The following is a 19,668-nucleotide window of genomic DNA, read 5'->3' on the forward strand; positions in this document are numbered from 1 at the left end:
AAACCTTTTGAAAGGGGACTCCGGGGCATTCCCTGTCACATCAGAAAAAGCCCCCGGCATTTCCGAAGAAATGCCGGGGGCTTTTTTCAGAAGGGCAAGACGTCGCGGCTGTACGCTCCAGGGAGGTCTTCGCCGGCCAGGCAAAAGAGGCTCTTCGCTTTCGGCCAGCCAGGATCGCGTTCCCCTCCGTTTCTCGGCGATTTTAGGATGCATCCCCGAAAGCCAGTTCCGGCGCGCCCCAGATCGGGGCCAGCCTTTGCAGCTCCGCCCTGGGCAGTTGGACCACCACCGGCTTTTTCGCGGCGTCGATCCAGCCGAGCAGGGTCAGCATGGACGACTCCCGCATGGCCGTGCAGCCGACGGTCGGCGCGCCCGGGCGTCGCCAGAGATGGAAAAAGATGCACGAGCCCGCGGCGGGCTTGGTGTCGGGCGCGTTGTGCTCGACCATAAGGCCGTAGCGGTACAGGCCGTCGGGCCGCAGCATCCGGTCCGGACTCGTCCAATCGTGCACGGGGACGGTATTTTCATCCACGATCCGATTATACGAGGCGGAGGTGACGGTCTCCACGCACACGGTCTGGTCGGTGACCCGGTGCATGGGCATCTTGACCGGACGGGGCAGCGTTTCCGGCTGGTAGGCAAAGGCCGTGCCAAAGGCGAAGACGCCGGCCGGAGAACGGCCGTCGCCTTCGACCTTGATCGGGCCCTCCGTCGGCGTCTCGACGAGAAGCCCCCTGCCCCAGGCCATGCCGTTTTTGCCGATGGTCACAGGCACGGCCGCTCCGACCGGTCGCCAGAGGCCGTCACCGGATCGTTCGAAGCGACGCATGGCGGCCTGGTTGTCGTCGAAGCCGTCGGTCACGACCAGTACAAGTTGTCGTGCGCCGGCCAGTGGTGAAACGGTTTGCCCGGTCACCGGGGCCTTGGGCGGCATCCGGGAAGAAATCACCTTCGGGCCGGGAGCGGCGGCCTGGCAGGCCGCCAGTAGCAAGCAGGAAAACAGGCAGGCAAGCAGGGAAACGTACGCACGGGGCATAAAGGCTCCAATTTTTTTGGGGTAGCGGCGAAAAACATGCGCCAATCCCGTTGCGAAAAAAAACGCGCCGGCGCGGAAAAACCGCCTTGCCCTGTCGGATGTGTCTCACGGACAGGGGCCTTGACTTGGGACGCGTCCCCGGCGACAACATTAATGTCTGCTCTTTTCTCCGCCAATGGGCGGCCCGGCAACGACACCACCAGTCCACCACAGGGAGCACCGCATGATTGCATGGGACCCGGCCCTGGCCCTTGGCCTCCAGGAAGTCGACGCGCAACACCAGAACATCATCCGGCTGATCAATGAGTTGGACGCCAACCGGGGCGGCGGGAAAACGCAGCTCGCCGCCGAGACGTTACGATTTTTGCACGACTATTTAAACAGCCATTTCGTCCTTGAAACCAAACTGATGCGGGATGTCGGCTATCCCGATATCGAGAGACACCGGGAAAACCACGAGCTGTTCGCCAACCATGTTATTTTTTTCGAAATCGAGAAGGAATTCGGCGTGGTGACGGACCAGATGCTCGACGACATCCTGGCTTTCCTGTTGGAGTGGTTCCTCCACCACATCACCACCGAGGACAGGGAGCTGGCCAATTTCGTGCGCACCCGGGCCGCCGCCAAGTAACGACGTGCTGCCGCCCCTATAAGGAGCGATGCAACCGCCCTTGCGTGTTGGAAATTTGAGGAAAGGGGGCGCGAGAGGGAAATCCTTTCCCTCTCGCGCCCCCTTTCACGCTTGTCCCCTCGTTCCAATCACGTCAGGGACAGCAGCAATTCGCACACCCGACGGCTGTCGGCCTTGCCCGGTTCATCCTCCCGGGCCATGGGCACATCCACCACCTCGACGCCGAGCTTGCGGATGGCGGTGAGGTCCAGCGGATTTTCGTAACGGCCTTTTTTGCTGTCCACCAGCACGAACCGCAGCAGATCCTCGGTCCGACAGGACCTGGTGCAGCCGGCGCGAAGCGTTTCCAAAAGCCGCTCCACCTGCCCGGCCACGGTCATGCCGCGCTGTTCCGGGTCGTGGCCGAGGTTGGGGATGTAGACCTTGGGACAGTGGGTCGCGGCCACGGCATCCCCCACGCCCTGGGGAAGCAGGTTGGCGAGCAGGCTCGAATAGAAGCTGCCGTACGGGTAGCAGATCACGTCGGCCTGCCGGATGAGGACTTCGGTTTTTTCCCGGATGCGCACCGAGGCCGGTGTTGGGTCATGCAGGTTCGCCACCAGCCACTGTCGCGCGATGGGCGCATCGATGGGCGCGGTCTCCTTGCCGGTCATGAGGTGCTGGCCCAGGAGCACGCGGCCGTTTTCCAGCTGGCAGGCCAGATGCAGGTCGCAGTTGACGATGGGCCGCACCACGCCACGCGCCTCGACCAGCTTCATGAACAGGTAGATGACCGGGTCGAGCATGCGGTTGTAGTTGAAATAGCCGCCGGTCAGGATGCAGTTGCCGATGCTGGCCCCACGCAGGTCGAAGGCATCGGTCCGTTTCTGCTCGAAAAAGCGCAGATGCGTGCGGATGATCTTGCGCATGGGATCGGGAATGTGGCGCACGAGCGGATCGTCGCCGGTGAGCATCCTGCCGAGCCGCGCCGCCAGCTCTTCCTGGGAGGCATCCTTGGGCAGGCGGTAGGCGAAAAGCTCGAATACGGCCGGGTTGCCGGTGATGGAACGATCGGCCAGGGCCATGATGCGGTTTCGCAGGTCGCCCACGGCCGGCATGTGGAAGGCCTTGCGCAGCACGGCCGAGGAACCGCCCGAGTCGAAGGGCGTGATGAGGTGGATGGAATTGGAAGTGTATTCAATGAGCGTTTCGCTTAAGTGTCGCAGCGCCGTGCCGCCGCTGAAAAAAAGGATTTTGGGCCCCAGTTCCGGGGCGCGGCGGTAAAGCGCCGCCTTGGACAGATCGGGCAGGTTGACGGAATGGGAGATGTTCACGCGCGGAAAGGATTTCGAGTCGGCCACTGGTATTCCTCTGTCCCGATGGGAAACGGATCGATGACGTCGTCAGGCGGGCGCGGGGGCGTCGCGCCTTATACACAACAGGGAGCGTCGACCGGCTCGGCGGCCGAAGCGGAAAGCGGACCCAGCACGTCCAGGCACAATGCGGCGGCCCGCTTGAAATCCACGCCGCCGTGGATGACCAGCACCGGACAGTCCCCGAGCAGGACGCGGTAGGCGTCCGCCTTGGCCCGGCGCGGCCCTTGCTCGAAAAACACGCCCACATCCTTCGTAAAGGCCGGCAGCAGATGCGGGGCGGCGTCGATGTCGGTCCAGGTGGCGCGCAGTTCGCCGCCGCCGCGCCGCCAGCCGAGGACCACCAGCGCCCGCAGCCCCGCCCGGAGCCGAAAGCGGCCGGGACCGAAACAGTCGCGGATGCGCACGTCGTACTTGCGCTCGACCCGCCACAGCGCGTCGGGCGTAAGCCCGGCATAGGCCTCCCGCTCGGCTTCGGTCAAAATCGGGGCCAAGGCCTCGTTATGGAGCAGCGTGCCCGGGTTGATCCGGGGCATGCGGGCGATGCCGGTCATGGTGAGCCCGGCGTCCCCGGGGCCGATAAGCAGCCGGTCGTTGGAGACGAACGAGGCCCCGTGGCGCATGATCTCCAGGGCGAGCGTGGATTTCCCGGCCCCGGCGAAACCGGACAGGGCCAGCCCCCGCCCGTCCAGGCACACGCCGGCGGCGTGGAAGAGCAAGGCTCCGGCGCGCATTTCCCTGTCTTCGCAACGGGCGTTCACGGCGTTTACGACTTGATCGACGTTTTGGCGGCAGGGGCCGAGCACGTAGTTCCCGCCCCGGCCGAACACCAGCCACAGGCCCGTGCGGCGCTTGCGCACCACGCGGCCGTCCGGCAGGTCGACGTACTCTTCCTTGGCGTCCTCCTCCCCTGCGCGCAGGGCGAAAGCCAGGGCGTTAGCCACCGGACCGCCATCCAGGGCCGTGACCACGATGTCGGGATCGCCGCCGTCGTCAAGGAAATCCTGGTAATGGACGGTCAGGGCGTCCATGAGTTCGCGGGAATTCGAGCGCACCGCGACACGGGTATCGGCAAGATGCAAACCGAGCGTGAACGACGGCGTCATGTTTTGCTGATAGGCCGCGACAATGTCGCGGCAGGTGACTCCACCGGCCCCCATGCGTTCTCCAATGGTCCTCAACCGAACTTTAGCGGGGTTGGCACTGCTGGCTCAGCGTGGCCCCTTTGAGAATGAAAACGATAGTTTCCGCGAGGTTGGCGGCGTAGCCGCACATCCGCTCGAAACAGCGGGCGGCCAGGATGGCGCGCACCGAGGCCTCGGGCGCGACGTGGGACTCGGAAAGCGCCGCGGTGATGGCGCGCATGGCCGTGACGACCAGTTCGCGGCCTTTCTCCTCAATATGGCAGACTTCCAGGGCGTCGTCGATATTGTCGTCGCTAAAGGCTTTGGAGGCCAGCTTGAACATACGGGCGGCATGCCCGGCCAGCTCCTCCAGGGACTTGTCGCAATCCCCGGGGAGTCCGGCGCCCGTCAGCGCCCCTTCGGCCACCACCACGGCCTCGTCGGCCAGCCGCTCCAGATTGATGACCGCCCGGGCGTAGCCGACAATGCGGCGCAGGTCCAGGGCCACCGGCTGTTCCAGGGCCAGCATGTGCAGGCAGGCCTCGTCGATGTCGCAGGTCGCCTGGTTGATTTCCCGGTCGCCGTCGATGACCTTGCGGGCAACGCTCGTGTCATGGCGCAGATAGGCGTCCGTGGCCCCCTTCCTGGACGCCTCGACCAGTTCGAACAGGGCGATGACGCGCCCCTTGAGGGCATCCAATTCGGCGTGAAAATGTGCTCTGGTCTCCATTGTGTCTCCCGCGCCCGGTTTCGGGCTCGTCGTTGCGTCTTGTTTGAGTGTTGCTCACGTAACCGGCATACACGTGTTTCGAAAACAGGGCACTAACCGAAACGGCCGGTCACGTAATCCTCGGTCTGCTGGTTGGCGGGGCGTGTGAAAACGTCCTCCGTAGGGCCGACCTCCACCAGCTTGCCCATGAAGAAAAAGGCGGTCCGGTCCGAGACGCGGGCTGCCTGCTGCATGCTGTGGGTGACGATGACGATGGTGTAGCGGCGCTTGAGGGCGGCGATGAGCTCCTCGATCTTCTGGGTGGCGATGGGGTCGAGGGCCGAGGCCGGCTCGTCCATGAGCACCACTTCCGGCTCCAGGGCCACGGCGCGGGCGATGCAAAGTCGCTGCTGCTGGCCGCCGGAAAGGCCCAGGGCCGAATCGTACAGCCGGTCCTTGACCTCGTCGAAAAGCCCGGCGGCGATCAGGCTCTTTTCCACTTGGCTTGAGATATAATCCTTGTCGCGCACGCCGTTCACCCGCAGGCCGTAGCCCACGTTTTCAAAGACGCTTTTCGGAAAGGGATTGGGCTTTTGAAAGACCATGCCCACCTTGCGCCGCAGTTCCACCACATCGAGTTGGGGGGTGTTGATCTTGACCCCGTCAAGGAGCACGTCGCCGGTGGTGCGCGCTCCCGGAATCAGGTCGTTCATGCGGTTGAGGCAGCGCAAGAACGTGGACTTGCCGCACCCCGACGGCCCGATCAGGGCCGTGACCCGGTTTTCCGGGATTTCGAGGTTAATGCCTTCCAGGGCCTTGAATTCTCCATAGTAGAAATCGAGGTGGACAGCGGCCATTTTGAGGTCGTGCTTCATATCGCCTTCTTTGCCTGACGCATGGGACGGCTAATCCGCCGGATTGCGCTCGTTGCTGTGGCAAACCCCCATGACGATCGCGCCATGGAGACGTGGCGAACCCGTGACAAATCACGTCCGACCGATGGCAACCGCTTGAAAATCTGTAAGTTACGAAAATGACGCCACCGCGCCAAGGCGGCTTCTTTGGCGCGGTGTCTCTCGTTCGGCTATCGGACGCGGCGTCTGACGATGCAGTCCAAAAGCGCCGCGACAAGCGTCTCCCGGTCCGATGCGCTCCCGGCCAGACGACAAAATTCCCGGGCCAACCGCCGCTCGCCCAAAGCCATGAGCACGGCCCTGCCCTGTCGCGTTAGGCCGTCGCGGCCGGCGGCCTCCGGCAGATCGGGCATGGCAAGGAGCGGCCTAGTATCCATCACCGCACCATGCGCGGCCGCCCTCATCGAAACAAGCGACGTTTGCGTGACAATACCCTCCGCCGCGTCAACAAAAGTGTGGCCAAACGCAATCCGACCGCAACAGGCTCGGAGATAGAAGGCCCAAACGCCGCCCGACGCCAGCCCCTCCCTTTCGGCGTCCCCGGCCGCACCGCCAGCCTTCGCCGAAGGAGAGACCATGAAGATCGATATGCACGTGCATTCCAAGTATTCCACCAGGCCCTCTCAATGGGTGCTGCAGAAGCTCAATTGCCCGGAGAGCTTCACGGAGCCCATGCGCATCTACGAGGAAGCCAAGCGCAAGGGCATGGGGCTGGTCACCATTTCCGACCACAACCGCATCGAAGGCGCGCTTTCCATCGCCCACCTGCCGGACACCTTCATCAGCGAAGAAGTGACCTCGTATTTTCCCGAGGACCGGTGCAAGGTCCACGTGTTGGTCTACGACATCAATGAAGCCATCCACCGCGAGTTGCAGCGCATCCGGGAAAACGTCTACGATCTGGTCGACTACCTGCGCCGGGAAAAGCTCCACCACGCCGTGGCCCACCCGCTTTTTGGGGTCAACGACCGGATCACGGTGCCCAATTTTGAAAAGCTGTTGCTGCTCTTTCGCAATTTCGAGATCAACGGCGCGCGCGACGCCTGGCAAAACGAGTGCCTGCGCGAGATCATCCCCTCGCTTGGCGAAGAGACCCTCTGGCGGCTGGCGGAAAAATACAAGATCGATCCCGGCTACGAACAGCCCTGGCGCAAGAACCTCATCGGCGGCTCCGACGACCACAGCGCCCTGTATATCGCCTGCACCCACACCCAGGTGGAAGGGGCGGGCAATCTCCAGGAGTTTCTCTCCGGCATGGAAAACGGCGCGTCCCGGGCGCTTGGCGTCTCTTCCACCCCGCGCACCATGGCCCGCACCCTCTACAGCATCGCTTACCAGTTCTACAAACACCGCTTCAGCATCGACCGCTTCCTGGACAAGGACGTGACCCTGAAGGTCATCGACCGCTTCCTGGAACCGGAGCATCAGGGCAGCGCGGGGCTGGCCTTCAAGCTGCGCACGCGCATCGTCCGCACGCTGACCCGCCGCCGCCCGCGCGCCAACACGCCGCTTAAGGACCTCATCCGCTCCGAGACCGAATCGCTGATCCGCTCCGATCCCATGCTCATGGAATTCGCCCAGGCCGGCGTCCTAAACGGCGAGAACCTGGAAACCGGCTGGTTCTCCTTCGTCAACCGGGCCACCAACCGGGTGGCCTCCCATTTCGCCCGCACCCTGCTCGACCATGTCAGCGGGGCCAACGTGTTCGACATCTTCGGCACCCTGGGTTCGGCCGGGGCGCTCTACACCATGCTCGCCCCCTACTTCGTGGCCTATTCCATCTTCACCAAGGAACGCCAGTTCAGCAGCGAGGCGCGAAAGGCCCTGATCGGCAAAAACGGTCACGGCCACGACATCAAGGTGGCCCACTTCACCGACACTTTCCACGAAATAAACGGCGTCTCGGGCACCTTGCGCCAGCAGGCGGAGCTGGCCATCCGCACGGGCAAAGGGCTTTCCATCATCACCTGCGACCACGGCCAGCGGGTGTTCGAGCCCGGGGTGCAGAACTTCAAGCCCATCGGCGTCTACCACTTCGACGAATACCCGGACCAGAAGCTCTTCTATCCGCCGCTGCTGGAAATGCTCCATTACGTCTACGCCGAGGGATTCACCCGCATCCATTCGGCCACGCCCGGCCCCATCGGCCTGGCCGCGCTGTGCATTGCCAAGACGTTGCGCCTGCCCATCTACGGCACCTACCACACGGCCCTGCCCCAGTACGCCCAGATACTGACCGGCGACGAAGCCATGGAAGACCTGACATGGAAATTCATCATCTGGTATTATAACCAGATGGATTTGGTCTACATCCCCTCCCGCGACACCGGCCGCGAGCTCGAGGAAAAGGGACTCGACCCGGCCAAGCTGCGGCTTTTCCCGCGCGGGGTCGACGTCGCCCGCTTTCATCCCGACAAGCGCTCCGACGACGTCGCGGCCAAATACAACATGGGCGACGGCGTGCGCCTGCTCTACGCCGGCCGGGTTTCCCGGGAAAAGGACCTGCACTTGCTGGCCCAGGCGTTTACGGAACTGTGCGCCAGGCGGCCGGACGTGACCCTGACCGTGGTCGGCGACGGTCCCTACCTCGACGACCTGCGCGCCGCGCTTGCAGGCACGCCGACGACCTTCACCGGCTACCGCGAGGGCGAGGAACTTTCCGCCCTTTTCGCCACCTGCGACCTGTTCGTCTTCCCCAGCGCCACCGACACCTTCGGCAACGTGGTGCTGGAGGCGCAGGCCTCGGGCCTGCCGATCATCGTCACCAACCAGGGCGGGCCCATGGAAAACATCCTGCCCGGCGAGACCGGGGTGGTCGTTCCGGCCGGGGACGGTACGGCGCTGCTGTCCGCCATCGAAGGCATGCTGGCCGACCAGGAGCTCATGCGGGCCATGGGCCGGGCCGGCCGGACCTATGCCGAGGCGCGCACCATCGAAAAGGCCTTCGAGGCCTACTGGGACATGTACTCGGACAGCATGCCGACCGCGATGGAAGAACCCGCCGCCGCCAAGCCGGAAAAGTCCCAGCGCATGGTGTACGCGGCCTAAGCCTTTCCCGGACGCTCCTCCTGACGTCCGCGCGCCGGGGCCCATTGCCGAGGGTTCCGGCGCGCGTTTTTTTTGCCCGTGCGCCCCTCCCCCCACACCGGAATCGCGGGCCATGCGTCCGGCGTTGACCCTGCGGCAAGGCGCGCCTATCCTCGCGGCAACACCCGGCTTTTCAACCTCCCGATCAAGGAGCATCGCCGACATGACGCGACAGGGAGCCTACAGGAATCCGATCGCCAAGTACGTCCACGAGTATATGTTCTGGAAAAAGGAGCTGGCGGAGAAGGGATTCTTGCCGAACGGGCATTACGAAGCGCTTTTCACCACGCTTTTCGGCCTGGAGAAGACCTTTTACGACGGCAAGCGCCTGCTCGACATCGGCTGCGGCCCCTGCGGGTCCCTGGAATGGGCGGAGAACGCCGCCAGACGCGTCGGGCTCGATCCCCTGGCCGAGGCCTACCGGTTTCTCGAAACCGACCGGCAGCAAATGGAATACACGCCGGATTTCGTGGAAAGCATTTCCTTTCCCGACGCCTCGTTCGACGTGGTGACCTCGATCAATTCCCTGGACCATGTGGACGACCTGGCCAAAGCCACGGCTGAGATGGCGCGCGTCGTCACGCCGGGCGGCCACGTCCTGATCGCCTGCGAAATAAGCCCCGCGCCCAAGCCCTGCGAACCGACCCTGGTCGGCTGGGACCTGGCCGCCCGCTTCCCGGGGACATGGCGCATCCTCGACGTCTCACGCTTCCCCTTCACCGGGAACGTGTCCGCCTCCATCCTCCAAGGGCGTCCCTTCGCCCCCTCCGCCCCTATCCCCACGCACGGCGTCCTGCGCTTGATGCTGCAAAAGGGAGGGGAGAGCTTTGAGAAGGATGCCGGGGGGAAACCTTTCTGAAGAAAGGTTCTCCCCCCGGGCCCCCTTTCCAAAGACTTTCCCCTTGGGAGGGGGCAGATTTGTAACCCATCAAAAAAGTAAAAAGTTTAGGAAGGGGAGAGCGCGAGAGGGGCTACTGCCCTTTTCAAAGGGTTTCCCCTCTCGCATTCTCCTCTCCCAATAATTCCTGAAACGCCTCCGCATCGAGAATCGTGATGCCGAGGGATTGCGCCTTGGCCAGTTTGGAGCCCGGGTCCGCGCCGACGACGAGGTAGTCGAGCTTTTTGGAAATTGATTTCATTACCCTTCCTCCAGCCGCCTCTACTAAGGCCTCAGCCTTTTCCCGGGACATGCCGGGCAGCGTGCCGGTGAAAAGGAACTTCTTGCCGCCAAGGGGCGTGGCTTCGGGGGGAACGGCCGTTTTGGGCTCGCTGACGGGCCACAGGCCGATCTGCCGGAAGCGTTCGATGAGTTCGCGGTTGGCGGCGTTGTCGAAGAACTCGCGGATGGACCCCGCCACTTCCGGGCCGATGTCCGGCAAGGCGGTCAGATCCTCGGACGTGGCTGCGGCAAGTCCGTCGAGGTCGCGGAAATGTTCGGCCAGGGTCCGGGCCGTGCGCGTGCCGACCTGCCGCATGCCGAGCGCGGCGATGAGCTTGGCCAGGGTGGCGTTTTGCTGGGCTTTTTCCACGGCGGCCACGAAATTGGCGGCCGACTTCTCGGCCATGCGCTCCATGGGAATAAGGTCCATCTCGGTCAGGTTGAAGAGATCGGCCGGAGTTTTCACCATGCCCTTGTCGATGAGCGTTTTCACCCACTTGTTGCCGATGCCTTCGATGTCAAGGCCCGACTTGGACACGAAATAGGCGATGCCCCGGCGCAGCATGGCCGGGCAGGCCAGGTTGACGCAGCGCCAAGCCGCCTCGCCCGGAGCGCGCACGGCGGGCGAATGGCACGACGGGCAGATGTGCGGAAAGGGGAAAGGCTCGGCGTCCGCCGGCCGCTTTTCCGGCACCACCCGGACCACCTCGGGGATGACGTCCCCGGCCCGGCGCACCACCACCGTGTCGCCCGCGCGCAGGTCCTTGGCCTTGATCTCGTCCTCGTTGTGCAGCGTCGCCCGGGACACCGTCACCCCGGCCAGGGATACCGGCTCGAGAATGGCCACCGGGGTCAAAACGCCCGTGCGCCCCACCTGCACCTCGATGCGCTTAAGCACCGTCTCGGCCTCGTGGGCCGGGAACTTGAGCGCGATGGCGAAGCGCGGGGCCCGGCCGGTGAATCCGAGCGCCTCCTGGTCGGCGAGGCTGTCCACCTTGACCACCACGCCGTCGATCTCGAAGGGCAGGTCCGGCCGGCGCACGCCCATGGTCTTGAAATAAGGATAGACCGCGTCTTCCCCGGCGACCTTGCCTTCCCTGGCCACGGGCAGGCCGAGCTTGCCGAGCCCGGCCATGATGCCGGAATGGGTGGTCCAGCCCGGGTCCGCGCCGGCCCAATCCTGGGCGCCGATGGCGTAGGCGAAAAAGGTCAGGGGGCGGCTGGCGGAAATTTTCGAATCGAGCTGACGCACCGAACCGGCGGCGGCGTTTCGCGGGTTGGCGAAAATCTTCCCCCCCTGCTCCCGCTGGCGTTCGTTGAGTTCGTAAAAATCCTGGCGCGTCATGACCACTTCGCCGCGTACCTCGAGCAACGCCGGCACGGGCAGGTTGGCCCTTACCGCATGGGGCCGCAAATCGAGCGGCACGTTTTTGACCGTGCGCACGTTTTCGGTCACGTCTTCGCCCACTTCGCCGTCGCCGCGCGTGAGCGCCCCGGCATAGACGCCGTTTTCGTAAATGATCTCCAAGGCCAAGCCGTCGAACTTGGGGTCGACCCAAAAGGTGCGCGTAAAGGGTTGCCCTTCCCTTTCCAGCTTGTTGGCCGCCCGGGTCACGAAATCCCGCCACTCCTCCTCGCTCATGGCGTTGTCCAGGCTGTACATGGCCAGCCGGTGCGGCTTGGAGACAAAGGCCGGCAACACCGTGCCGCCGACGCGCTTGGTCGGCGAATTGGGGTCGTCGAGTTCGGGATGGGCCGTTTCCAGTTTCCTGAGCTCCCGGTAAAGGGCGTCGTAGGCCGCGTCCTCGATGACCGGGTCGTCCAGGACGTAATAGCGGTAGTCGTGTTCGTGGATTTGCGCCCGAAGCTCGCGCAGGCGCGCGGCGGCGTCTTTTTCCTCGCTCATAAACCCCCATCCTTTGGCGTTTCACCGTCGCGCGCGGTCTCGCGGCGGGAGAGCCAGATGGCTTTTTTGCGGATATCGGTCAAGAGCCGGATGCGCTGTTCCCGGCGCAGCCGCTTGATCTCGCCGGCGTCGTACTTGCCTTGGAGTTTGAGCATATTGCCGTGGGCGTTGGCCCCGGCCGCGCGGTTTTTGCGGGTGTCGGTCCCGCTTTTGCGGGCATGGCCCACGGCCAGATGCCCCTGGCACACGGCGAAACGGCCGGCCAGGGCGGCGCGCAGGTCGCGGTCGAAATCGTCGAACTGGGACGGTGAAAAGCGGATGTCGAAATCCCCGCCGGCATCGAGGGCTTGCCGGGAAAAGAGGTGGCAACAGCCGGTGACGCTCAGGCACGGCCGGCAGGAGGTGAACTGGCCCAGGTCCGGGCCTTGCAGATGCAAGTCCGTGGCGGCAAAGGGCTGCCCCGGGGCTCCAGGCGCGAGATGCAGTTCGGCCGCCTGGAGCACGGCCGGGCTGCCGGCGTCGCTGATGCGGCAGCCGTAGACCCCGGCTTCGGGATAGGCGGCCACGGCCGCGCCGAGGCGAAGCGCCCAGTCCGGCGGAAGTGTCAGGTCGTCGTCGAGATAGGCCACGAAATCGGCCCCTTGCGCCTCGGGCAGGTGCCTCAGCCAATTGCGGCCGGCCGGCGCGCCCACATTGACCGGCGCGCGTTGGGTGAAAAACCGCTCCGGCCCGATACGGTCGCCAAACGCGGCCAGCACCTCGGGCGTGGCGTCGGTGGAGCCGTTATCCAGCACGAAAATCCGGTGCCGGCCAAGGTCGCTCGCCAGCACCCCGTCAAGGGTCCGGCCCAGGTCGTCGGCCTTGTTGAACGTGTAGAGGAAAATCGCCAGTTCGCCGGGGAGCGGCACAAGCGCCGTGTCCAGGCCGCGTGCCAAGTCGTGCAGGGCAAGCAACGCTCCCACGTTCCAGGGCCAGCGGCCGAGATGGTCGCGAAGCGCCCGCATGCCGGCCTCCCGGCCGCCCAGACGCATGTCGGCCTGGACCGCAAGCCAGTGCAGCCCCGGCGTGGCCGCGGAAGCGAGACCCTTTCTCCAAGCTGCGAGACGGTCAGGGTCACCGCTGGCCACGGCGGCCAATCCCAGCACCCGCGCGGCCAGCGCCGCGCCGTCCGTCGGCCAGGAGGCGTCGTAGCGCGCGAGAAAGCCAGCCCAATCCCCGGTCCGGCCGGCGTCGTCCAGCGCCTGTCGCCACATCGCGGCCCACGACGCATCGGCCGCCGCGCCAAGGGCGGACCGGTCGGCCTCGGAGAGAAACCCTTCCCTACCGGCGGTCATGGCGAGGATCGCCCGGGCCAAGTCGGCATTGAGCGGATCGAGATCAAAGGCCAGTTGCGTCAGTTCGAGGCCCAGCCGGACCACGACGGCATTGTCGCCGCCGGCGCGCAGCGCGGCCAGCCCCAGGGAGGCGGCCTGATTGCGGGCCAGACAGCCGAAGAGCAGTCCTTCGGCCACGGCTTCGGGCAGGGCGTCGAATGCCGGCGGCAAAAAAAAGTCGTACGGCCCCATGGCGCGCTCCCTCCTACAACCTGTCCACGTCCTGAAAGTCCGCCTGCCAGCTTTTGACGCGCTCGCGCCAATCCGGCCCCAGCCGCTTGCGCAGATAGGCTTCCTCGGCCCGGGCGGCGGTCTCCAGGAAACCGTCCACCGCCCTGGCGGCGGTATGGTGGCGATGGCGCACCGTCACGGCCTGGTCCACCACCAGTTCCCAGCCGGCCTGGCGCGCCCGCGCCGACAGCCAGACGTCCACGCCGTAGCCGTAGGGATTGTCATCGACATCCAGGCCGCCGATTGCGTCCAGGCAGTCCAGGGCAACAAGCGGAGCCACGCCGTCCATGACGCGCGCCAGACGGTACTGGAAGCCCGGAGACGCCACCATTTGCGGATGGTAGGGGCTCGCGGCAAAAGCCGGGGAATAAAGGCCCACGCGGCCCACGGTCGCCTCCAGCCGGGCCAGACGCCCAAGCGCCCGGGACAGATGCGGCGGCCTGCTCGTAAACAGGATGTCGTTGTTGCAAAACCACAAATGGGTTTTGCCCATGTCCCTGGCCAAACCGGCGGCTTTGGCCAGCGCGCCGGCCCAATAGATGTTTTCGGGCAGCCGCTTCCAGGCGTCGGGATAGGGCTCGGGCGCGGCGTTGTCGAGCACCAGGGCGGCAAGCTCCGGATCGGGATCGCTTTGGGCCAGCTGGTCCGCCAGACGCTTGGTCACGGCCGGGTTGCCGTAGTGCAGGATGACGACCAGCGGCCGGATGGCGGCCGCCGGGGTCAAAGGACCTCCCGCAGGCCGTCGAGGCCCTCCGTGCGGCCGACCAGGATCATGGTGTCCCCGGCTTCGAGGATGGCCTGGGGCAATGGATTGAAGATCATCTCCCCGGACACCTTCTTGATGGCGATGATGATGAGGTTGAAGCGGGGACGGATGCGGGCCTCGATGAGGTTCTTGTTGACGAAATCGGACGTCTCCGTCACCTGCAGCTCTTCCATTTGCAGGTCGACTTCGCTGCCCCCTCCGGCCAGTTCCAGAAAGGAGGTGACCGTCGGCCGCAGCACCGACTGGGCCATGCGCACGCCGCCGTACAGGTGGGGCACGAGCACCTGGTCCGCCCCGGCCCGCTCCAGGCGCTGGGTATGGCCCAGGGCGTCGGCCCGGGCCACGATGCGGATGGCCGGATTGAGCTGGCGCGCGGTCAGGGTCACGTAAACGTTGGCCGCTTCCTGGGTCAGGGCCGCGACCAGGGTCCGGGCCCGGGCCAAACCGGCGGCGAGAAGCGTCTCGTCGGCTGTGGCGTCGCCGAAAACATGGGGAATGCCCTGCTCGTCGAGGAGCCGGATGACTTCCTCGCTGTTCTCCACCACCACGGCGGGCATGTTTTCGGCCAGGATCTCCCGGGCCACGATGGAGCCGATGCGGCCGTAACCGCAGATGATGACGTGCTCGCTCAGGCCGTCGATGATTTTCTGCATGCGCCGTCTCCCGAGATACTGTTGCAGCCGGCCTTCCACCAACACCTGGGTAAAGGAGCCGACGAGATAGGCGAACGCCCCCACGCCCGAAACGATGAGCAGCATGGTGACCACGCGGCCGTCATGGGACAGGGGATAGACTTCCTGGAACCCTACTGTGGAAAGGGTGATGACGACCTGGTAGAGGCTGTCGAAAAAACTCCAGCCCTCCACATACATGTAGCCCGTCACGCCCAGGCAGAAGACCAGCGCCAGGGCGAGGAAACCGCCGAGCAGCGGCCCCCAGGCCCCCAGCCTATGGTGCAGCCGCACGGCCCGGCCGTGCATGCGCATAAAATTGCGGCCGTCCGACATTTCAGCCCATCTCCAGCAAGCGCTCCCGCAACGCCGCCACCTGGTCCCGCAACGCCGCCGCCTTCTCGAATTCCAGCGCCTTGGCCGCTTCGCGCATTTCCCGCTCCAGCATCCTGATCTTTTTTTCCAGGGCCTTTTTCGACATGCCGCCGTAGGCCGAGGCTTCCTCGCGCACCGACGCGGCCCGCGAACTCCGCCCGGGCGCGGCGACGGACGCGGCGGCCGCCGCATCGGCCCCCTGGCCGTACAGGCTGTCCAGCACGCTGTCCATGGCCTTGATGATGGTGCTCGGCGTGATGCCGGCCTCGCGGTTGAAGGCTTCCTGCTTCTCCCGCCGTCGGGCCGTTTCGTCCATGGCCGCCTGCATGGAGCCGGTCTCCGTGTCGGCGTAGAGGATCACCCGGCCGCCGACATTGCGGGCCGCTCGGCCGAAGGTCTGGATGAGCGAACGGGTCGAACGCAAGAAGCCTTCCTTGTCCGCGTCCAGGATGGCCACCAGGGACACTTCCGGGATGTCGAGCCCCTCGCGCAGCAGGTTGATGCCGACCAGCACGTCGAATTCGCCCTGGCGCAGGGCCTTGATGATGGCCACCCGCTCCAGGGTGTCGATGTCGGAATGGAGATAGCGCGAACGCAGGCCCATGGAGTTGAAGTATTGGTTGAGCTCCTCGGCCATACGCTTGGTGAGCGTGGTGACGAGCACCCGCTCCCCGGCATCCGCGCGCACCCGGCATTCGGCCATGAGGTCGTCCACCTGCCCCTTGGTCGGCCGCACCTCGATCTCCGGGTCGAGCAAGCCCGTGGGCCGGATGATCTGCTCCACCACCACGCCCTCGGACCGGTTCACCTCCCAGTCGCCGGGCGTGGCCGAGACGTAGACGGCCTGGCCGATGCGGCAGAGGAATTCCTCGAAATTGAGCGGCCGGTTGTCCAGGGCCGAGGGCAGGCGGAAGCCGTAATCGACCAGCGTCTGCTTGCGTGAGCGGTCCCCGGCGTACATGCCGCCGATCTGGGGCACGGTGATATGGGACTCGTCCACGAACAGGATGAAGTCCTCGGGAAAGTAGTCGAGCAGCGTGTACGGCGGCTCACCGGCTTTCCTGCCGTCCAGGTGGCGCGAATAGTTCTCGATGCCGTTGCAGTAGCCGAGCTCCTCGATCATCTCCAGGTCCTGCATGCAGCGCATTTCCAGGCGCTGGGCCGCCAGCAGGTCGTTTGCCGCCCGAAGCTCGGTCAGGCGCAGGCGCAGCTCTTCCCGGATGTCCGAAACGGCGCGATTCAGGTTGTCGCGGTCGGACACGTAGTGGCTGGCCGGAAAGATGATGGCCTTTTGCATGGACCCCAGGACCTCGCCGGTCAGCGGATCGGTCTCCAGGATGGATTCCAGCTCGTCGTCGAAAAATTCCAGGCGCATGGCCCGCTCCCGGCTGTAGGCGGGAATGAGCTCGATGACGTCGCCGCGCACCCGGAACACGCCCCGGTGGAAATCGTAATCGTTGCGCTCGTACTGGATCTCCACCAGCCGGGAAATCACCGCCTCCATGCCGGTCTTCTGGCCGACCTCGAGGGAAAGCACCATACGCTCGTAGTAGTCGCGCGACCCGAGGCCGTAGATGCAGGATACCGAGGCCACGATGAGCACGTCGCGCCGGGTCAGAAGCGAATGCGTGGCGGCATGGCGCAACTTGTCGATGTCGTCGTTGATGGACGCATCCTTCTCGATGTAGGTGTCCGTGCGCGGCAGGTAGGCTTCCGGCTGATAGTAGTCATAATAACTGACGAAATACTCCACGGCGTTGTTGGGGAAAAGCCCCTTGAACTCGCTGTAGAGCTGGGCGGCCAGGGTCTTGTTGGGGGCCATGACCAAGGCCGGACGGTTGAGCCTCGCTACCACCTGGGCCATGGTGAACGTCTTGCCCGTGCCGGTGGCCCCGAGCAGCACCTGGCTTGGCACGCCCTGGGACAAATTGGCGGCCAGGGCCTCGATGGCCCCGGGCTGGTCGCCCTGCGGGCTGTATTCGGATTCAAGCTGGAAAAGCATGGTGTTTTTTTGTACATCCCCGGTCAACGTAACGAAAGCGAAAACCCCGTGGCGTTTCGACCGGCACTCGCGCCGCGCCGCAGCCGGGGTCAGCCTGCCGTGTCAAGGAGACGCTCCCATGGAAATCGACGTCGTTCCGGCTGATTTCAGCCTTCCCGTACACCGGGCCTGGACCGTGTCCATGGTCATCAAAAGCTTCAAGGGCCGCAAGGACGTCACCGTCCACCTGTTTCGTCCGGAATGGGACCCGGCCGAGGAAGGAATCTACGACTGGGACGCCCTGATCGGGGACCCGGTGGACCCCGATCTGCCGGTGAGCATCGAAAGCTGCCGGCGCATCCTGCTCGAATCCTTTACCGAGGAGGAGCGCGACGCGCTCGTCAACTACCTCAAGACCCGGTACAAGGACAAGCTGTCCGAGATCCACGCCTGCGCCCTGAACCTGCCCATTCCGCTGGGGCTCACCGCCCTGTCCGAACTGACCGAAGGCAAGTCCGTGGGTTTTATCCGCTTCGACAAGATTCCCAATTACACCTTGCCCTTCCCCGTGCGCGGCTATTTCGACCTGAGCCAGCACAAGCCCATCATCGAAGGATTGGATTAGCGGCGTATTCCTCGTTCATGTAGCACCATCCGCCAGACCGGGGCCGTGCGTATCGGCCCCTCGGAGCGCCCCATGCAGAGCGTTTGTATTTTTTGCGGTTCATCGTCCGGGCTCGACCCGGCGTACGTGGACGCGGCCACCCGGCTGGGCCGGGTGCTGGCCGAGGAGCGTATCACCCTCGTCTACGGCGGGGCCTGCGTCGGGCTCATGGGCGCCGTGGCCGACGCGACACTCGCCGCCGGCGGCAAGGCCATCGGCGTGCTGCCGGATTTTCTGCGGCGCAAGGAGCTGGCCCACCCGCGCCTGACAGAACTCCATGTGGTGACTTCCATGCACGAACGCAAGGCACGCATGGCCGAGCTGTCCGACGGGTTCATCGCCCTGCCCGGCGGTATGGGCACCCTGGAGGAATTCTGCGAGATCATCACCTGGGCCCAACTCGGCCTGCACACCAAGCCCTGCGGCCTGCTCAACGTGCAGAACTACTACGAGCCCTTGCTGCATTTCGTCGACCGCATGACCACGGAAGGCTTCATCAAGGAAAAGCAGAAAGGCCTCGTGCTGTCCGCGGAAACCCCCGAGGAGATGCTCGCGGTCATGCGCGCCTTCGAGCCGATCCGGGTGCAGAAATGGGTGGACACCCGCGCCCGGGCGTAGGATGCGCGAAGGGGAAAGAGTTGCGAGAGGGGAACCCTTTTTGAAAAAAGGGTTCCCCTTTCACGCTCTCCCCTCCCCAAAACTTTTAGCTTTTGCAGCTGGTTAACGATCTTATTTCCTTGAGAGAAGTCCCGGGAAGAGGAACAAGGGAAGACCCTCCTTTAAAAAATTTCCCGGAGGCCTATCAGTCCCTATATGTTCCTGCGACTTTACACCCGCCGCCGTGACGACTATTGAGAACTGGCCGTTGCGGCTGCGCTTTTTCTTTTTTTTACTGAAAATGATATTCTCTTTCAAAAGGAGTATGGCATGTCCCAGCCCCTCTCCCAACAGGATATCCTGCGGGCCATCGTGGACGACATCCGCAGCGTTGCGGATGCCTCCATCACCGACGTGACCACCGGCAACTGTCTGGCCGCCGTCTCCGCCCGCCATTGCGGTCTGGCCTCCCTCGTCTCCCACATCGCCGCGGGCCTCGATCCCGTCAGCCCGGCCCGGGAAGATCTGCCCCAGAGCGCCAAGGAGCTGGCCCTCACCCTGGCCGATCCCGAGGTTTCCAACACCGACAACGCCTCCCTGGCCATGGCGGCGGTCAACGCTCTGCTGCCGGCCCCGGAAAACGTCACCGAACACCACGGTCAGGAACTGATGCTGGCCCGGGGCAAAGGCAGGAAAGTGGCCGTGGTCGGTCATTTTCCCTTTGTCGACGCCCTGCGCGGCGTGTGCCAGGAACTCTGGGTATTGGAAAAGCGGCCCCGGCCCGGAGACGTGCCCGCTTCCAAGTCCGGCGAAGTGCTGCCCCAGGCCGACGTCGTGGCCGTCACCGGCACCACCCTTTTAAACGGCACCCTGGCCGGACTGTTGGCCAGCTGCCGCAAGGACGCCTACGTGGTCATGCTCGGCCCCACCACCCCGTTTGCCGCCTCGCTCTTCGACTGCGGCATCGACGTGCTGGCCGGTTGCGCCGTGCCCGATCCCCAGGCGGCGCTCGCCGGCATTAGGGCCGGGAAATGCTTCAAGGGACTCTCCGGCGTGCGCCAGACGGCCTGGACCCGTGCGGGCGCATAAAGT

The 19,668-nt window shown here is 64.8% G+C and carries 17 protein-coding genes; 6 read left to right on the top strand and 11 right to left on the bottom strand.

Features of this window, described 5'->3' with window-relative positions; translation table 11 throughout:
• Positions 1-202: 202 nt before the first annotated feature.
• Positions 203-1,036 (bottom strand): L,D-transpeptidase family protein, encoded by an 834-nt coding sequence (locus DESFRDRAFT_RS08720; RefSeq protein ID WP_005993104.1) that lies wholly within the window; start codon positions 1,034-1,036, stop codon positions 203-205.
• Between the two features lie 223 nt (positions 1,037-1,259).
• Between DESFRDRAFT_RS08720 and DESFRDRAFT_RS08725 the strand changes: the two genes are divergently transcribed.
• A complete protein-coding gene (locus tag DESFRDRAFT_RS08725; protein ID WP_005993106.1) occupies positions 1,260-1,667 on the top strand; it encodes a bacteriohemerythrin in 408 nt (135 codons plus the stop codon).
• A gap of 128 nt (positions 1,668-1,795) precedes the next feature.
• Here the strand turns inward: DESFRDRAFT_RS08725 and DESFRDRAFT_RS08730 are convergent, their stop codons facing one another.
• From DESFRDRAFT_RS08730 to DESFRDRAFT_RS21640, 5 genes are all read right to left on the bottom strand, one after another.
• Positions 1,796-3,007: a GAK system CofD-like protein gene (locus DESFRDRAFT_RS08730; protein ID WP_005993108.1), complete on the bottom strand. Its 1,212-nt coding sequence runs from the start codon at positions 3,005-3,007 to the stop codon at positions 1,796-1,798.
• A gap of 68 nt (positions 3,008-3,075) precedes the next feature.
• A complete protein-coding gene (locus DESFRDRAFT_RS08735) occupies positions 3,076-4,179 on the bottom strand; it encodes an HprK-related kinase B (RefSeq protein WP_005993110.1) in 1,104 nt (367 codons plus the stop codon).
• Between the two features lie 28 nt (positions 4,180-4,207).
• On the bottom strand, positions 4,208-4,873 hold the full coding sequence (phoU, locus tag DESFRDRAFT_RS08740) for a phosphate signaling complex protein PhoU (protein ID WP_005993112.1): 666 nt from the start codon (positions 4,871-4,873) through the stop codon (positions 4,208-4,210).
• Positions 4,874-4,965: 92 nt separating this feature from the next.
• Positions 4,966-5,727 (bottom strand): phosphate ABC transporter ATP-binding protein PstB, encoded by a 762-nt coding sequence (gene pstB, locus DESFRDRAFT_RS08745; RefSeq protein WP_005993115.1) that lies wholly within the window; start codon positions 5,725-5,727, stop codon positions 4,966-4,968.
• A 209-nt stretch (positions 5,728-5,936) separates the two neighbouring features.
• Positions 5,937-6,119: a hypothetical protein gene (locus DESFRDRAFT_RS21640; RefSeq protein ID WP_005993117.1), complete on the bottom strand. Its 183-nt coding sequence runs from the start codon at positions 6,117-6,119 to the stop codon at positions 5,937-5,939.
• A 223-nt stretch (positions 6,120-6,342) separates the two neighbouring features.
• Between DESFRDRAFT_RS21640 and DESFRDRAFT_RS08755 the strand changes: the two genes are divergently transcribed.
• Complete coding sequence (locus tag DESFRDRAFT_RS08755) at positions 6,343-8,814, top strand: glycosyltransferase (RefSeq protein WP_005993119.1); 2,472 nt, start codon at positions 6,343-6,345, stop codon at positions 8,812-8,814.
• Between the two features lie 202 nt (positions 8,815-9,016).
• Complete coding sequence (locus DESFRDRAFT_RS20720; protein WP_005993121.1) at positions 9,017-9,712, top strand: class I SAM-dependent methyltransferase; 696 nt, start codon at positions 9,017-9,019, stop codon at positions 9,710-9,712.
• A 124-nt stretch (positions 9,713-9,836) separates the two neighbouring features.
• On the opposite strand, the gene ligA is transcribed toward DESFRDRAFT_RS20720, so the two are convergent.
• From ligA to uvrB, 5 genes are read right to left on the bottom strand one after another with little or no spacing between them, the layout of a single operon-like run.
• Positions 9,837-11,918, bottom strand: a complete 2,082-nt coding sequence (gene ligA, locus DESFRDRAFT_RS08765; protein ID WP_005993123.1) for an NAD-dependent DNA ligase LigA — start codon at positions 11,916-11,918, stop codon at positions 9,837-9,839.
• Positions 11,915-13,483 carry a glycosyltransferase family 2 protein gene (locus DESFRDRAFT_RS08770; protein ID WP_005993125.1) on the bottom strand — a complete coding sequence of 523 codons (1,569 nt, stop codon included), beginning with the start codon at positions 13,481-13,483 and terminating at the stop codon, positions 11,915-11,917. Before DESFRDRAFT_RS08770 ends, ligA begins: the two co-directional genes overlap by 4 nt.
• Positions 13,484-13,496: 13 nt before the next feature.
• Positions 13,497-14,246 (bottom strand): glycosyltransferase family protein, encoded by a 750-nt coding sequence (locus tag DESFRDRAFT_RS08775; RefSeq protein WP_005993127.1) that lies wholly within the window; start codon positions 14,244-14,246, stop codon positions 13,497-13,499.
• On the bottom strand, positions 14,243-15,295 hold the full coding sequence (locus DESFRDRAFT_RS08780; RefSeq protein ID WP_005993129.1) for a potassium channel family protein: 1,053 nt from the start codon (positions 15,293-15,295) through the stop codon (positions 14,243-14,245). Before DESFRDRAFT_RS08780 ends, DESFRDRAFT_RS08775 begins: the two co-directional genes overlap by 4 nt.
• Position 15,296: 1 nt before the next feature.
• Complete coding sequence (uvrB, locus tag DESFRDRAFT_RS08785) at positions 15,297-17,336, bottom strand: excinuclease ABC subunit UvrB (protein ID WP_005993131.1); 2,040 nt, start codon at positions 17,334-17,336, stop codon at positions 15,297-15,299.
• 118 nt (positions 17,337-17,454) lie between these two features.
• On the opposite strand from uvrB, the gene DESFRDRAFT_RS08790 reads away from it, so the two are divergent.
• From DESFRDRAFT_RS08790 to DESFRDRAFT_RS08800, 3 genes are all read left to right on the top strand, one after another.
• Positions 17,455-17,940 carry a hypothetical protein gene (locus DESFRDRAFT_RS08790; protein ID WP_005993133.1) on the top strand — a complete coding sequence of 162 codons (486 nt, stop codon included), beginning with the start codon at positions 17,455-17,457 and terminating at the stop codon, positions 17,938-17,940.
• Positions 17,941-18,012: 72 nt separating this feature from the next.
• Positions 18,013-18,597: an LOG family protein gene (locus DESFRDRAFT_RS08795; RefSeq protein ID WP_005993134.1), complete on the top strand. Its 585-nt coding sequence runs from the start codon at positions 18,013-18,015 to the stop codon at positions 18,595-18,597.
• Between the two features lie 309 nt (positions 18,598-18,906).
• Entirely contained in the window at positions 18,907-19,665 is a 759-nt protein-coding gene (locus tag DESFRDRAFT_RS08800; RefSeq protein ID WP_005993136.1) for a Rossmann-like domain-containing protein, read from the top strand.
• The last annotated feature ends 3 nt before the right edge of the window (positions 19,666-19,668 follow it).

The organism is Solidesulfovibrio fructosivorans JJ] (genome assembly GCF_000179555.1).
Classification (GTDB): domain Bacteria; phylum Desulfobacterota; class Desulfovibrionia; order Desulfovibrionales; family Desulfovibrionaceae; genus Solidesulfovibrio; species Solidesulfovibrio fructosivorans.

What these genes read in the sequence shown, in the direction of transcription:
- DESFRDRAFT_RS08795 (WP_005993134.1), top strand. Translation starts at nt 18,013, where the DNA reads ATGCAGAGCGTTTGTATTTTTTGCGGTTCATCGTCCGGGCTCGACCCG.
- uvrB (WP_005993131.1), bottom strand. Translation starts at nt 17,336, where the DNA reads ATGCTTTTCCAGCTTGAATCCGAATACAGCCCGCAGGGCGACCAGCCC.
- DESFRDRAFT_RS21640 (WP_005993117.1), bottom strand. Translation starts at nt 6,119, where the DNA reads ATGCCCGATCTGCCGGAGGCCGCCGGCCGCGACGGCCTAACGCGACAG.
- pstB (WP_005993115.1), bottom strand. Translation starts at nt 5,727, where the DNA reads ATGAAGCACGACCTCAAAATGGCCGCTGTCCACCTCGATTTCTACTAT.
- DESFRDRAFT_RS08735 (WP_005993110.1), bottom strand. Translation starts at nt 4,179, where the DNA reads ATGGGGGCCGGTGGAGTCACCTGCCGCGACATTGTCGCGGCCTATCAG.
- DESFRDRAFT_RS08725 (WP_005993106.1), top strand. Translation starts at nt 1,260, where the DNA reads ATGATTGCATGGGACCCGGCCCTGGCCCTTGGCCTCCAGGAAGTCGAC.
- phoU (WP_005993112.1), bottom strand. Translation starts at nt 4,873, where the DNA reads ATGGAGACCAGAGCACATTTTCACGCCGAATTGGATGCCCTCAAGGGG.
- DESFRDRAFT_RS08770 (WP_005993125.1), bottom strand. Translation starts at nt 13,483, where the DNA reads ATGGGGCCGTACGACTTTTTTTTGCCGCCGGCATTCGACGCCCTGCCC.
- DESFRDRAFT_RS08720 (WP_005993104.1), bottom strand. Translation starts at nt 1,036, where the DNA reads ATGCCCCGTGCGTACGTTTCCCTGCTTGCCTGCCTGTTTTCCTGCTTG.
- DESFRDRAFT_RS08790 (WP_005993133.1), top strand. Translation starts at nt 17,455, where the DNA reads ATGGAAATCGACGTCGTTCCGGCTGATTTCAGCCTTCCCGTACACCGG.
- DESFRDRAFT_RS08755 (WP_005993119.1), top strand. Translation starts at nt 6,343, where the DNA reads ATGAAGATCGATATGCACGTGCATTCCAAGTATTCCACCAGGCCCTCT.
- ligA (WP_005993123.1), bottom strand. Translation starts at nt 11,918, where the DNA reads ATGAGCGAGGAAAAAGACGCCGCCGCGCGCCTGCGCGAGCTTCGGGCG.
- DESFRDRAFT_RS20720 (WP_005993121.1), top strand. Translation starts at nt 9,017, where the DNA reads ATGACGCGACAGGGAGCCTACAGGAATCCGATCGCCAAGTACGTCCAC.
- DESFRDRAFT_RS08800 (WP_005993136.1), top strand. Translation starts at nt 18,907, where the DNA reads ATGTCCCAGCCCCTCTCCCAACAGGATATCCTGCGGGCCATCGTGGAC.
- DESFRDRAFT_RS08780 (WP_005993129.1), bottom strand. Translation starts at nt 15,295, where the DNA reads ATGTCGGACGGCCGCAATTTTATGCGCATGCACGGCCGGGCCGTGCGG.